13 protein-coding genes are annotated in these 14,707 nt (G+C 38.2%); 1 reads left to right on the forward strand and 12 read right to left on the reverse strand.

Annotation, left to right across the window (positions count from 1 at the left end):
- Positions 1-12: 12 nt before the first annotated feature.
- Positions 13-1,005: a thiamine pyrophosphate-dependent dehydrogenase E1 component subunit alpha gene (locus tag ACFX4W_RS08285; RefSeq protein WP_043981931.1), complete on the reverse strand. Its 993-nt coding sequence runs from the start codon at positions 1,003-1,005 to the stop codon at positions 13-15.
- A gap of 474 nt (positions 1,006-1,479) precedes the next feature.
- Between ACFX4W_RS08285 and ACFX4W_RS08290 the strand changes: the two genes are divergently transcribed.
- Positions 1,480-2,814, forward strand: coding sequence for an ArsB/NhaD family transporter (locus ACFX4W_RS08290; protein ID WP_043981930.1), 1,335 nt, complete (start codon positions 1,480-1,482; stop codon positions 2,812-2,814).
- Between the two features lie 79 nt (positions 2,815-2,893).
- On the opposite strand, the gene ACFX4W_RS08295 is transcribed toward ACFX4W_RS08290, so the two are convergent.
- The 11 genes from ACFX4W_RS08295 to ACFX4W_RS08345 all read right to left on the reverse strand — a co-directional run bounded on the left by ACFX4W_RS08295 (position 2,894) and on the right by ACFX4W_RS08345 (position 14,560).
- Positions 2,894-4,270, reverse strand: a complete 1,377-nt coding sequence (locus ACFX4W_RS08295) for an NCS2 family permease (protein WP_377559342.1) — start codon at positions 4,268-4,270, stop codon at positions 2,894-2,896.
- Positions 4,271-4,673: 403 nt separating this feature from the next.
- Entirely contained in the window at positions 4,674-5,687 is a 1,014-nt protein-coding gene (locus ACFX4W_RS08300) for a C40 family peptidase (RefSeq protein ID WP_043978076.1), read from the reverse strand.
- A gap of 32 nt (positions 5,688-5,719) precedes the next feature.
- On the reverse strand, positions 5,720-6,793 hold the full coding sequence (locus ACFX4W_RS08305; protein ID WP_025753225.1) for a dipeptide epimerase: 1,074 nt from the start codon (positions 6,791-6,793) through the stop codon (positions 5,720-5,722).
- Positions 6,794-6,853: 60 nt separating this feature from the next.
- A complete protein-coding gene (locus ACFX4W_RS08310) occupies positions 6,854-8,020 on the reverse strand; it encodes a DUF819 family protein (RefSeq protein ID WP_043978081.1) in 1,167 nt (388 codons plus the stop codon).
- A 93-nt stretch (positions 8,021-8,113) separates the two neighbouring features.
- Positions 8,114-8,437, reverse strand: a complete 324-nt coding sequence (locus ACFX4W_RS08315) for a DUF3870 domain-containing protein (RefSeq protein ID WP_028412670.1) — start codon at positions 8,435-8,437, stop codon at positions 8,114-8,116.
- A 489-nt stretch (positions 8,438-8,926) separates the two neighbouring features.
- On the reverse strand, positions 8,927-9,664 hold the full coding sequence (locus tag ACFX4W_RS08320; protein WP_043978087.1) for a glycerophosphodiester phosphodiesterase: 738 nt from the start codon (positions 9,662-9,664) through the stop codon (positions 8,927-8,929).
- 86 nt (positions 9,665-9,750) lie between these two features.
- Entirely contained in the window at positions 9,751-11,091 is a 1,341-nt protein-coding gene (locus tag ACFX4W_RS08325; RefSeq protein WP_043978090.1) for an ABC transporter substrate-binding protein, read from the reverse strand.
- Between the two features lie 13 nt (positions 11,092-11,104).
- Positions 11,105-11,917 carry a carbohydrate ABC transporter permease gene (locus ACFX4W_RS08330; RefSeq protein WP_043978093.1) on the reverse strand — a complete coding sequence of 271 codons (813 nt, stop codon included), beginning with the start codon at positions 11,915-11,917 and terminating at the stop codon, positions 11,105-11,107.
- Positions 11,914-12,849 carry a carbohydrate ABC transporter permease gene (locus tag ACFX4W_RS08335; protein WP_028412674.1) on the reverse strand — a complete coding sequence of 312 codons (936 nt, stop codon included), beginning with the start codon at positions 12,847-12,849 and terminating at the stop codon, positions 11,914-11,916. Before ACFX4W_RS08335 ends, ACFX4W_RS08330 begins: the two co-directional genes overlap by 4 nt.
- Complete coding sequence (locus ACFX4W_RS08340; protein ID WP_043978164.1) at positions 12,846-13,961, reverse strand: ABC transporter ATP-binding protein; 1,116 nt, start codon at positions 13,959-13,961, stop codon at positions 12,846-12,848. The genes ACFX4W_RS08335 and ACFX4W_RS08340 overlap by 4 nt, the downstream gene beginning before the upstream one ends.
- A gap of 20 nt (positions 13,962-13,981) precedes the next feature.
- Positions 13,982-14,560: a glycerol-3-phosphate responsive antiterminator gene (locus ACFX4W_RS08345; RefSeq protein WP_043978098.1), complete on the reverse strand. Its 579-nt coding sequence runs from the start codon at positions 14,558-14,560 to the stop codon at positions 13,982-13,984.
- Positions 14,561-14,707 lie beyond the last annotated feature (147 nt).

Consider the following 14,707-nt stretch of genomic DNA (forward strand, 5'->3'; position numbering starts at 1 on the left):
TTCCCCCTTTAATTAATAAGATACATAAACATCCGTTAATAGTTCCGAAGCATCAGGATAATCGCTTGTTTCTGCTAGCTCAACTGCGCGTTCTACTGCTTTTTCTACTTCACCTTCAATCTCTCTAAGCTCTTGTTCTGTTATTACTTGTTCTGAAAGCAAGTAATTTTCAAAAAGAGCGATAGCATCTTTTTCCTGGAGATGTTCTTTCTTTTCATTTCCTGATTTATACGTTTGTGCGTCGCCTTCAAAATGTCCGTAATTTCGATACGTTACACATTCAATTAACGTTGGCCCTTCCCCTCTGCGGGCTCGTTGAATAGCTTCTGCAGCTGCTTCATAAACTGCTATCACGTCTTTTCCATCCACTCGTACCCCTGGAATGTTATAAGATGCGGCACGGTCTGCAATCGCGCTGCAGCTCGAAGCATAAGAAAATGGAGTTGCCTCTCCGTAGCCATTATTTTCAGCAACAAAAACAACCGGCAGTTTCCAAATGGCTGCTAAGTTAATTCCTTCATGAAACGTCCCTTCATTGCCCGCTCCGTCTCCAAAAAAGCAAACGCTTACATCTTTTGTCTTTTTATACTTAGCAGTTAAAGCAGAACCGCATGCAAGCGGAAAGCCTCCTCCTACAATTCCATTTGCCCCTAAAATTCCTTTATCTAAATCCGCGATATGCATGGATCCGCCTTTTCCTTTGCCTAACCCGGTTACCTTTCCAAAAAGCTCAGCCATCATTCCATCTAAATCGCCGCCTTTAGCAATACAATGGCCGTGTCCGCGATGAGTGCTTGTAATACTGTCACTGTCATTAAGATGAGCGCACATTCCAACCGCTACCGCTTCTTCACCTGCATACAGATGAACAAAACCAGGCAGTACACCTTTTGCGAAAATTTGATGTACTTCATCTTCAAACTTTCGAATTTCTACCATTTTCTGATACATCCAGCTGGCTTTTTCTTTCGTAAGCTTTTCTGTTTTGTTTTGAGCAGTTTTCATTATGGTAAGCCTCCTCATTTGATTATCAAACTTCACTTAACTACTATTGCAAGTACCGTGCCAATAGTAAAATCCCTTTATACTAGCAATCTATTATTGTATTTGGCCTCATAAAGTTAGACAAAATTGGACACTGTTCCAACTTTGTCTAACTTTGTCCAATCTTAGAGGAATCAATTATGTAAACTGAATTTAAGGTGCATAATAAGTGTGTGGGTTGAAAATCACATTGAATAATTAGCGAGAAAGCTTTTATGTAAATATGATATAATGCTGAAGGAATCGTCTTAATTTTGAGGAACACCAAGGCTTTTAAAGGAGGTCGGTTAAAGAAAAACGGGCTTTATAGAAGTTTTACCGTAAAGTTGGATGTAAATTAAACAATGAAAGATGAGGTGAAAACCTGGAAAACATCCAAAGTTTTTGTCATCTACACTTCGTGATGTCTAGATGACATATCGCCAGGTTACTGTTATGCACAATGCAATTCAACACATTACAAATTTTCATGTATACGCAGCCATTATTATATTTATCATTACATATTTTTTAATTATGACTGAAAAGATCAATCGCGCTTCAGCAGCTCTTTTAGGTGCTATATTAATGATTTTGTTAGGCATTGTTGATTTTAATAATGCTATTACCGAACACATTCAGTGGGAAACGATTGTCCTTCTTATGGGTATGATGATTCTAGTCGGCATTACAAATAAAACGGGCGTGTTTCAATACGCAGCCATCAAGTCTGCTAAAATCGCTAAAGGTGATCCAGTTCGAATTCTAGTTATTTTATCAATTTTAACAGGCGTCGGATCTGCTTTTTTAGATAATGTAACGACGGTTTTATTAATTGTTCCCGTTACTTTTTCAATTACTACTATTTTAAATATTAATCCTTTTCCGTTTCTTATATCAGAAGTGCTGTTTTCAAATATTGGGGGAACGGCTACTTTAATAGGCGACCCACCTAATATCATGATTGGAGCAGCAAATCCTCATCTTGATTTTAACGCTTTTTTATTAAACTTAGCTCCTGCAGTGCTAATTATCGGTGTTGTTACACTGGGGATTCTTGTTCTTATCTATCGCAAAAAATTAAAAGTAGAAGATAGCAAAAAGCAAGAGCTGATGAGTTTAAATGAAAAAGATTATATTCAAGATTCCGTTTTAATGAAAAAATCGTTAACTGTACTCGTCTTAACGATTCTAGGTTTTACCCTGCATTCCGTTTTGCATATTGATGCGGCTATGGTAGCCATTACAGGTGCTGCTGTACTATTGGTAATTGGATTAAGAACTCATGATGAAGTAGAAAGCGCGTTTGATTCTGTTGAATGGACAACCATTATTTTCTTTGCAGGTTTGTTTGTTCTTGTCGGAGGCTTAATCGATGTAGGCATCATCAAAAAACTGGCTGCTGGCGCTTTAAACGTTACAGACGGCAACATCGCACTGTCAGCTTATCTCATTTTGTGGATTAGTGGAATTGCTTCAGCTGTTATTGACAACATTCCTTTTGTTGCTACAATGATTCCACTTATTCAAGATATGGCTCATGGAATGGGAATGAGCCCTGATTCTGCTCAAATCAATGTACTATGGTGGTCATTGGCTCTAGGAGCATGTTTGGGAGGAAACGGTACGTTAATTGGAGCATCTGCCAACGTCATTGTAGCTGGCATGGCTGTAAAAAAAGGACATAAATTTTCGTTTATGGATTTTTTGAAAATTGGAGCTCCAATTATGCTTGTATCTCTTTTGATTTCAACGTTATATATCTTTCTTCGCTACCTTTTATTCCTGTAAGAAAAGAGCAATTAAAATTTACATGAACAGTAAAAAGACTTCTCAGCTGAGAAGTCTTTTTTGCTCTAGATATATGCGCTCAAGCAGCCCAAACGAAGTTGATAATAAAAGCGGCGCTAATCATATACATAATCCAGTGAATTTCCTTCGCCCTGCCGGCTAACAATTTAACGAATGTATAAGATAAAAACCCTAGCGCTAAGCCTTCGCCGATACTAAACGTTAACGGCATCAAAATAATGGTACAAAAAGCAGGCACAGCATCTGTTATCTCGTCTAAAGGGATGTTTTTGATTTCCGTTAACATGAGAGCTCCAACCATAATTAAAATAGGCGCTGTAGCAAAAGCAGGAATAATGCTAATTAATGGCGTAAATAAAAGACTCACTAAAAACAACATGGCAACGACCAGTGCTTTAAGGCCCGTCTTGCCTCCTTCTGCAATTCCCGCAGCATTTTCTACATACGCGTTCATTGCGGTAGATCCCATAGCAGCACTGGCTATTGTCGCAAGAGAATCTGCCATAAGCGCTTTATCTAACCCTTTAATTTCACCTTTTTCATCCATTAATCCAGCTTTTTTAGATAATCCAATCATCGATCCTAAATTATCAAACAGCTCCACAAGTGTAAATGAAAAAATAATAGAAAAAAGACCGTAATGAAGAGCGGATTTAATATCCATTTGTAAAAAAGTTTCCGACATGCTCGGCATTGAAAATGACACCACGCTGCTGATGCTTTTAGGTGCTTCTACTATGCCCAGCACCATCCCGGCAATTGATACCAGCAAAATGCTAATCAGTGCAGCTCCTTTAATTTTTCGAGCAGTTAATACAGTTACCGCGATAAAACCTAATAAAGCAAGGAATGGGCCCGGTTTTGTAAGCTGACCAAGAGCTACTAAATTTTCTTTGTTGCTTACAATAATGCCTGCTTGCTTAAAACCGATAAAAGCAATAAATAGACCGATTCCAACAGAAATAGCACTTTTTAAAATAGCGGGTATCCCTTCAATAATCTTCTTGCGTAAGCCTGTTATCGTTAAAATAAAAAATACAACCCCTGAAATAAATACGGCTCCTAAACCTGTTTGCCACGTTAGCCCTTCACCCAATACCACTGTATACGTAAAAAAAGCGTTCAGCCCCATTCCTGGTGCTACTGCAATAGGCATGTTCGCCCATAATGCAAACAAAAGAGTAGCAAAGACAGTGGCAAAAATCGTCGCTGCAATTGCCGCTTCTTTTGGAATGCCTGCATCTGCTAAAATCGTCGGATTAACAAAGATAATATAGCTCATCGTCACAAAAGTAGTAATTCCAGCAAGAATTTCTGTTTTTACATCTGTTTTGCGTTCGGTTAAATGAAACAGCTTATCCAACCATGAAGGGTTAGGTGCTGATTTTTTTATTAGTTCCATATGCTGAGTTTCAACTTTTTCATTTATCGCCACTTGCTTTTCACTCCTTTAACTTTCGATTCATTCTCTTTTAACTCGCTTTTACAGCTCCTCTATAAAACAGTGTGTTTTTAACCATTTCCCCTCTCTTTTTCATGAAAATATCNGGCGACTTTATTATCTTATCAAGTTATCAACGTAATGTCAACAACTTTTTAAAATTCTTTTTTCAGCTTCGTTGTTACAAGTATGTCTCAACGACGCTTTATAATAATATAACGATTTTCATATAAAGTCAATATGTTTCAAGAAGAAAAATGATTTTTTTCTCTTGTTTAACTACTTCCCTTACTGAGAAGTAGTTAAACGTAAATAAACTAAATTTTCTAATTTTTTTCTATACTCTATATTAAAAAAGAAGCCCTTCACAAAAAGAGCTTCTTTCTTATCTTACTGATTAAGGTAAATAACGACGTGCACCTGCATACTCTTCAATATATCCCTTCGTGTTTAAAGGAATAATCTCTACTGTCCGCTCGGAGTTCGGCGAATGAATCATCATGCCATCTCCCGCATACATTGCTACATGGTGGACGCTTCCTTTTCCTTGGTTATAGGCAAAAAACAATAAGTCTCCAGGTTGAAGGTTGTTCATATCTACTGGTTGCCCTGCTCTAGACTGTGGCCCTGAGTCACGTGGAATCGTAATACCATGGGATTGGTACACCGTAAACGTAAATCCAGAGCAGTCAAATCCAAAACCACTCATGCCAGCCCATAAATATGGAAGATTTAAGAATGCCTTTCCACTTTCAACAAGCTCCGTGCCAGTTGGTACAGGAATATCTTTTTGAGACGCGTAGATTTTTCCTGCTTTTGTAGAAATCCATGCTGTCTTTCCATTTGGTTTTAATACTTTATATGCACTCTTTGATTTTGCCAAAAGAGGTAAGCGCGTATTATAGCTAACTTCAATACCTTTCTTTTTCAAAGAAGGCGAATGATATAGATAAGTAGTCGGAGCCGTCACCATTACAAAAGGCTTCTTTGCATACTGTTCGTACCTTTTGCTATAGGTTAATTGTTTAGTAGGCATCCATCCGGGATACCCTAATTCATTTCGAGAAGTAGGCTGTCCGTCTACAGCTACTTTGACCCAGTCTCCTTGTTCGTCTAAAACCGTTACTTTGTTTCCATATAACGCTTGTGTCTCAAGCATCCCATCGCTAGATAACTGCTGCTTCTGTTTCAAATTCATCGATGTGGTCCACTTTCTCATATCTACAGGATTAGTAGCTGACGGAGCGTCCACTTCCCGCAAGATGTCTGGTGCTGTCCACAGAGTAGCTGCTGCGACATCTATATAAGCAGTTTCTTTTTCTTCAGAAGCATGAACAGAAGGAACTGCACTAACCCCAAATGTAGCTAAAATAACTGTTGTTGCCGTTAAAAGCCAACGTTTTATATTCATCGTCTCTCTCCTTCTACTATATTACTATCCTTTTATTTTGAGATAGGAACGGTGATTTCTCCTATTCCAGGAAGATCTGATAAGAAAACCTCTTGACCGCTGTACTTTAACACATCCAGTTCAGTTGAAAGCCAAAGAGGAGCATCTAGATCAAAATACGTGATATTCGGATGAGCGGCTGCCAGATGAGCAGCTGCTCCCACGGAAAGTGATGGTTCCATCATGCTTCCAATCATACATGCAACACCGTTCGCCTCAGCAATACTTGCGATTTTTCTTGCTTCATTAATTCCTCCGCACTTCATTAGCTTAATATTCAAAAGATCCACGTACCGCCCGCTTACAAGCCTTAATGCATCTTTGGCAGAAAATAGACTCTCATCTGCCATAATGGGTACGTTTACTCGTTCAGTCACAAACTTTAACCCTTCCCAATCATGAGCAGGGACAGGTTGTTCTACCAATTCAATACCAAAGTTGAGAGTTTCCATTTTATTAATTAATTGCACTGCTTGTTTTGGAGTCCATCCTTGATTTGCATCCAACCGAAGTTTTACATGATCCGGAATGACAGATCGAATATGTTTAATACGCTCAAGGTCTAGCTCAGGAATTGAACCTACCTTTACTTTTAAAATGTCAAATCCGTCCGCTGCACTTTTTTGTGCGTCTTCAGCCATTTTTTCAGGTGTATCAACACTTATCGTCATACATGTAGAGATAGGCTGCTTATCGCCCAAGAAAGCATATAAAGGAATGTTAAGAAACTTTGTATAAGCATCATGCAAAGCGATATCAGCAGCTGCTTTAGCACTTGAATTGTGAATACAGCAGCTTTGAATTTTTTTTAAGAGTTTTTGAAACTGACGTATATCCTCTCCTATTAGCGCTAGTTTAATAGGTCCTTGAAGTGCAGCTTGAATGCCTTCTAAAGAATCGCCTGTAATAACATATGTTGGCGAAGCCGCTCCTTTTCCTTTTATTCCGTTTTCTAATTGAATCTCTACACTTATGCTGTCTATCTCTGTTGCTGTTCGAAGCGCTGTTTTAAACGGAACGAGCAGTGGAACGGTTTGATGCTTTACAGTTATGTCTTTAATTATCATTTCAATCGCTTCCTTTCGATTCAGCACAAATATTCTTTCATACGTATTTTTGGTTTATTCTTAGATCGCTCCTAAAATTTTGGCGACCATCATACCAAAATAAGTACCTAAGAAGGAACCCATTAGAGCCATAATGACTCCTACCGGAATCAGTGCACGGTTATAGGCAGCCGCAAGCATTGGAGCAGACGCCATTCCACCAATATTAGCTAAACTTGCTACTCCGAGCGTAAATAAATCATATTTAAATAGTTTAGCTAGCAACAGCATGATCACTAAGTGCACGAACATAATAAGAAAACCAGATACTAAGTAAATAGGAGCCTGAGCTAAATTTGAAAAATCTGATTGAGAAGCAATTAACGCTACAACGATGTATAACATAACGTTTGATACATCGAGCGTACCTGGAATTTTTGCCGCTGGGGTTACAGCAAGCACTAGACCAACCACAGAAGCAATCATAATCGTCCAGCTCGTTGCATTAATAACCGCTCCCACTTCAGGCAAACGCCCTCCGATAAATGTAGAAAATGCCGAAACGAACAAACCTAGACCAAGTAAATAAAGAAGATGCTGAAACTGCGGGCCTTCTTTTTCGCTTTCAGAAGTTGCTGCGACTTCATCTATACTATTCTCAATAAAGCTGACGTCTGCTTTTGTCCATTTATTAAATTTAGATGCAAATGGTACAAGCCAAAACATAAACATAACCCATACAGCATAGTTAATCGTATCCATCATAAGAGCGTAGCCAAATATATTTTCTGGAACATCCAAAATCCCTTGGAGAGCAACCATGTTAGCTGATCCTCCGGTCCAACTTCCTGATAAAGCACCAAAAGCTTTCCACGTGTCCTCTACATAGAAATTCTTAAAGATGGCATAGACGAGGATAAAACCTACCATTATGCTAAAAACCGCAACGATGAATCCTCCCAGCATTCTTGGACCAAGTTTAATTACACTTCGAACATCACACTTTAACAGCATAAGCATCAGCATGGCCGGAAGCAGTGCATTTTTAACGCCCGTATACATGGCGACATTTGATTCGCTATCCCCAAATACCCCTGCCGTTTGCATAAGAGCAGCTCCTATATAAATAAGTACAATACCCGGAATAAATTTAAAAAATCGATTGGCTTTAAATCTTTTTTCAATCCCTACCATGAGCGCAGCAAAGGCAGTTAATACACTCACATACATAAATCCATCTTGAATCATTTATTCTTCCCCCTTCATCTCCCCGAAAATGTTTTTATACAAAACAAAATCCAGCCCAACGTTTGAAAACGTCAGGCTGGATTTCGTCTAGGTCTATGTAGACAAAGCAGCTGTTATTTGCTGATATTTTTTCTGTGCATCATGAAACGCTACCACCAGCGCTTTTTGGGAAGACCCGAAGTAGCGGCTGTTAATGTCGTCTATAAGGGTGGGATCACTTATGTGGCGTCCAATAAAAATTGATTGAACAAATCGAACGGTTAACTCAATCGTCGCTGAGCATTCCACATCAATAATTTTTCCATTTGTTTTATCAACTACCAATCCTAAAAAATACTGATTGAACTTTTTAGTAATCGGATTGCTTTGAGGAGCTTTGGCATCTCCAATAATATAGATAGTATCTTGATCATACATGATTTTTTATTCCTCCTAAAAGAGATAACAGACGATGCTAGGGACCGGCAAATGAACGTTTGCGGAGCTACGCAACATGTATTCGCTTTCATAAGGAACATTATAATCTATTCTCAATATATCATCTATAGAACAATTTCACAATATAACTTTTATACTATTCAGAATAGAAAAATATTTTTTTGTATAAAAAGAGAGTGCGACATAACGAACTTAAAACCTAAAGACGAACAAATGGGATACATGATCTGAACCGCTTGTTACACCGCAGTTGATTTCCATGCAAGGCGAAGACTCCTGCGGGGTCTCACCTGTTCCGCTTTTCCCGCAGGAGTCTTCGCTTTGCCCTTTAATCAACTGCTAGAAAGACCTACACACATGAAACCTACGTTTACCATAACAAAAAAAACGAACCGCTAATCAAGCACTTTGATCAATGGTTCGTTTTTCATTTTGGTTCAAATATTTTTGTCTCGGCTTCTTTCTATGTTATCCTTTGAACACCTTAGAGGAAAAGCGATTAGGATAATCTGTCATCACGACTTCTACTGAAGCCTGCTGAAGCTTCAAGAAGTCATCCATTTCATTAATCGTATATACCCGCAAGTCTAATCCTTCTTGCTTTGCTTTTTTCTCGTACGAAGAAAGAGCAAAAGACATGTCACAGTGTAGGTGCGCTCCTATTGATTTTGCTTTTCCAATCGCATCTTCACTCACCCCTTCAAATAAAAAACCTGTTGATATATATGAATGGAGAGATCTCACTTTAGCCAAGCTATCATAGTTAAAAGATGACAAAATAACTTGATCTTCTAAATCAAACTCATCGATTAGACGAAGAACTTTTTCCTCAAGTTTTGGATAGTAAATTTGGTCATTTTTTAATTCAATGTTCACGGTCATTTCTGTCTTTTTGTCCATCATCCACTCAAACACTTCTATTAACGTGGGAATCGATTGTTTAGAAAAACGAGAATCATACCAGCTTCCAGCATCGAATAATCGCAGCTGTTTATACGAAAATTCTTGAACGTATCCCATTCCATTCGTCGTTCTGTCAATTCGTTCATCGTGAATCACTACTATTTCCCCGTCTTTGGTTAGTTGTACATCCAATTCAATACCTGAAACTCGCATTTTTCTAGCTTCTTCAAATGCAATCATTGTATTTTCAGGATATCGTCCGCTAAAGCCGCGATGCGCATAAAGATCAATTGAATTATTCATTGTCCTCTGTCTCTCCTAACTAGTCATTCACTAAATAAAAAGCTCGTCCTCAAAATAACTTGAAAGACGAGCTTCGTAATCATACGTTATTTTTGATTGGCTACTTCTAATGCTCTATTTGTTTCTTTTGCTGCTTGATCAAGTGCTTGTTTCGGCTTTACTCCCTGGTACAGGCTTTCCATTCCTGTTACTACCTTTTGGCGTGATTCCGGAAATACCGAAATTAAAGCGCCTTGTGTTGCCGGAGTTGATTTAGTTTTATGAAGCTGATCAACCGTCACTTTTAGTTGAGGATATTTTTCCCATTCTTTCTTTACAATTTCTTGATCATATGCTTTAGGATTAACCGCAAAATAGCCACTTTCCACGTGCCATTTTGCCTGAACTTCTGGTGTTGCTAAATATTTCATGAAGTCCCACGCCGCTTTAGATGTTTCATCACTAATTCCTTTAGACATCCATAAAGATGCTCCCCCGATAGCTACTCCTTGGCGATCCTCTTCCTTTGGCACAGGAAGATCTGATACGCCTACTTGAAATGGAGCATTATCTACTAATGTTTTAATACCTGCTGATGAATCTAAAAACATTGCAATTTTTTTAGATTGAAATGCTGCGCGCATATCGTCCCAGTTTTGCCCTACATTGTAGAAGGTACCTTCTTTGTACATGTCATTGATTAAATTAAATGCGTTTTGTCCTTCTTTTCCATTAAATACTGCCTTCTCGGCATCCCCTTTACGACCGTTTTCGTGATCTACATACAAACCGCCTTGAGAAGCAACTAGCTCTTCAAAGAACCATCCGTAATTTAGAATTGAAAAACCGTATTGTGATGTTTTATTTCCTTGTTTCTCTGTTAATTTCTTTGCAGCTGCCTTTAATTCATCATACGTTTTTGGTGGGTTTTCAGGATCTAACCCTGCTTTTTTAAAGGCATCTTTGTTGTAAACAAGAACCGGTGTTGAAGAGTTGAACGGCATTGAATATTGCTTTCCATCTACTTGGTAATAGCTTGAAATGTTTTTCTCCCACTGTGAAGTATCGTAGTGGTCTTCATCAATAAATTTTTGAACAGGCTGAACCTTACCACTGTCTATCATGAATTTCGTTCCTACTTCGAACGTTTGCATGATAGCAGGTGCATCTTTAGTTCCTGCTACCGTATTAAATTTTGTTTGTGCTTCCTCATACGTTCCTTGGAAAACGGGCTTTACTTCAACTTTATCCTGAGATTTATTGTACTCATCGACTATTTTATTGAGTGATTTTTCAAGGTCACCGCTCATGGCGTGCCAAAAAACGACTTCTGTTTTACCTGATGCTGTTTTTTTTGTTTCTTGCGCTTCCGAAGAACCAGTTGAGTTTGAGCAAGCGCCTAGAATAACTAGCAAGCATGCCGTTACGATAGCCAATATCTTTTTCATCACATTCACTCTCCTATTTAATTGCACCTTGGGTTAATCCTTTTTGAAGACGTTTTTGACCTAGGAATAATAGTAATAATGTCGGTATAATAACAACCACGACAGCGGCCATAACCACTCCCCAATCAGTTGAAATCTCCTGCGTTTGCATTTGTTTTAAACCAATCTGAACGGTACGAACATCCTCTGTATTTGTCACTAATAGTGGCCATAAATACATATTCCATGTTGTTAAAAAGCTATATACACCAAGCGTAACTAGACTTGTTTTAGACACAGGGAGCACGACGTTCCAAAAGAAACGAAAGCGGCTGATCCCTGCAACTTGAGAAGCTTCATATAACTCATTCGGAATGGTTTTAAACTGCTGACGCAACAAAAATGTCCCAAACGCTAAAGCAAAAAAAGGAATTGTTAATCCTAAATAATTATTAATCCACCCTAGCTTTTGCGCTGTTAAAAAGTTAGGAACCATCGTTGCTTCCCATGGAATCATCATCGTAGAAATAAAGAGAAAGAAGATAGTATCTCTTCCTTTAAATTTAATAAATACAAATGCAAAAGCTGCCAAACTTGAAACTAACAGCTGCCCGGCCATAACAAAAATAGATACAGCAAAACTGTTAATTAAATAATGAAGCAGCGGAACTTTTTCAAAAGCATCCCGATAGTTTTCAAATGAAAAAGATGACGGCCAAATCTTCCCTTCTAACACTTCCGCTCCACTCATAAAACTAATGGAAAAAGCGTATAGGATAGGAAACATCAATACTAAAGTAGCTGCAATGAGTAGCAAGTAAGTTGTCCATTTTCTCGTGATGCTCATTGATAATGTACCTTCCTTTCTCCAAGCTTAAATTGAAGAGCCGTAACCAGTAGAATACAGAAAAACAAAATTGTAGCTTGAGCACTTGCAGAGCCAACATTATAGTTTACAAATGCATCTTTGTAGATTGAATAAACAATGACATTTGTCGAATCTGTAGGTCCGCCTTTTGTTAAAATGTCAATTTGTCCAAACGTTTGAAACGCGTTAATAAACGAAACGGTAATGATAAAAAACAGCGTTGGCGAAAGCATCGGAAGCGTAATTTTACGTAGCTGATACCAATAGCTAACTCCAGCAATACGCGCATTTTCATACAGCTTTTCATCAATATTTTGTAACCCGCCAAGTAAGATTAAAAAGGTAAAACCAATGTTCATCCAAATCGTAGAGATAGACACAGCAATCAGCGCATACTTAGGGTCTAATAACCACTGCACATCATGAATTCCTACAAGATTTAATACTTTATTGATAACACCGATTGTCGGGTTATACATAAACATCCAAATTACAGAAGAAGCCGCTACGCTCATTCCCATCGTAGATGAAAACATCGTTCTGAAAAAACCAATTCCTTTGAGCTTTTCATTTGCGATTAGCGCTAGGAATAAGGCAATAATTAAACCTATAGGCACCGTGTAGAGTACAAATAAAAAAGTGGCTTTCATACTTTGTAAAAAGTTTGGATCTGTAAATAGATAAAAGAAATTTTGTAGCCCTACAAATTTCAAGGGATTTCCCTGTGTATCTGTAATAAAAAGACTTAAATATAACGTCTTAATCATTGGGTAGAAAAGAAATACACCAAATAATAATAATGATGGCAGCAAGTAAGATAATCCTACCAATAGGTTAGGCATTGACTTCTTTTCTTGTGGATTGGATGAAACAGAAACAGGCGAGTTTGCTGTTTTGGTAACAGCACTCATACAAATGCCCCCTTTACAGTTAAATCTTCCGTTGATGGTTCATAGTGCAAGCATGAACCTGTATCGTTATCAAATAAAAACAGATGTTTTGGATCGATAAAAATAGGGACGCGCTCTCCCACTTTTATATTCCATTGACCGTTCCACTTAGCCATCCACTGCTTGTCACCCATATGAAATGTAAGCAGTGTTTCTGTTCCTAGAATTTCGACATTATCTATCTCTACAATAAAGCTGGTGTTATCGTTTGTCGCAAGCTGAACATGCTCAGGTCTTACTCCAACCACAACTTCCTTTTTACCGCCAAAGTTACTGTGTGGTGTACTCATAGAAATAGCTCTTCTATCTTCAAAAACGAGTAAGTTATTTTCTATAGAAACGTTTGATAAGTTCATAGGAGGAGAACCTATAAACGACGCTACGAACGTGTTTGCCGGTGCATTGTAAATATCAAGGGGACGCCCAACCTGCTGAATATTACCTCCATTTAAAATCATCATTCGATCCGCCATCGTCATCGCTTCCGTTTGATCGTGCGTGACATAAATCATCGTAATACCTAACTTACGCTGAATCTGGCGAATTTCTGATCTCATTTTTGCTCGCAGCTTTGCATCCAAGTTGGATAACGGCTCATCCATCAGGCAAATAGGCGAATGAGTAACAATAGCACGTGCGAGTGCTACACGCTGGCGCTGTCCTCCCGAAAGCTGTCTAGGCTTTCGCTTTAAATATTCACTTAAACCAAGCATTTCTGCTGCTTCCCTGCAGCGCTTTTGCTGTTCTTGCTTTGAAATCTTCTTTGTATGCAGACCAAAAAGAATATTTTGTTCTACTGTCAAATGCGGATATAAAGCATAGTTTTGAAACACCATGGACAAATCGCGCTGACTTGGAAGCAGTTTATTTGCTTTTACATCTCCAATTAGCAACTCTCCCTGCGTGACTTCTTCTAATCCGGCAATCATTCGCAGCATTGTACTTTTCCCGCATCCTGAAGGACCTACTAATACGAAGAATTCTCCAGGTTCAATTGTGACGTTAATATCTTGAATGACATTTGTTTTTTGATCGTATGACTTTCCAACGTTAACTAACTCTACTTTTTTCATTAAAAACGCTCCTTTCTCGCTCATTCATATTTTTTCCATAGCCATGATTTCCCTGTAGAAACTGCCGTAGCCCCTGCTTTTAAAGCAGCTTGGATATGGCTTTCATTTTGAATGAGTCCACCTGTAATAATAGGGATACTTATTTTTTTAACGATTTTCTCTATCATCTCCGGAATCAATCCTGGCATTAGTTCTAATGCATCCGGTTTAATATTTTGAACGGTTTTTAACCCTTGTGCTACTGCGTCTGTATCCACTAAAAATAGTCGCTGAATAGCAACCAGCCCTTCCTGTTTTGCGTAATTAATGAGTGAACTTTTAGTGGTTACGATCCCTGTGGGTTTTACAAACTTAGCGAGAAATTTAAGCCCTTCCCGGTCATAGCTAATTCCCGGAATTTTTTCAATGTGTAAGAAAACCATTCGATTATGCTGTTTGAGTAAATCTACATAGCGTTTAATCACACTAATATTGCCCGTTAATAAAAAGGCGGCCTGGATCTCTGTTTCTAAAAATCGCTCTAAATTTTTCGGACTTTTAATGGATGCAATTAAACGATCTTGTCCAAGCTGTTGTAAGAAATCTGCTTCCTTATTCAAAACGATTCCTTCCTTTCATTTATAAAAAAACCACAAAAAACGCATAGGATGTTTATATAGACCTATTGTTTTTTGTGGTTTCTCAATTTCATAACCTTAGTAACTATTCACTTGTCGTTCACATGTTTTATAATAATGGTTATTTGT

Origin of the sequence: Priestia sp. YIM B13489 (assembly GCF_042787645.1) — a bacterium.
GTDB lineage: Bacteria > Bacillota > Bacilli > Bacillales > Bacillaceae_H > Priestia > Priestia megaterium.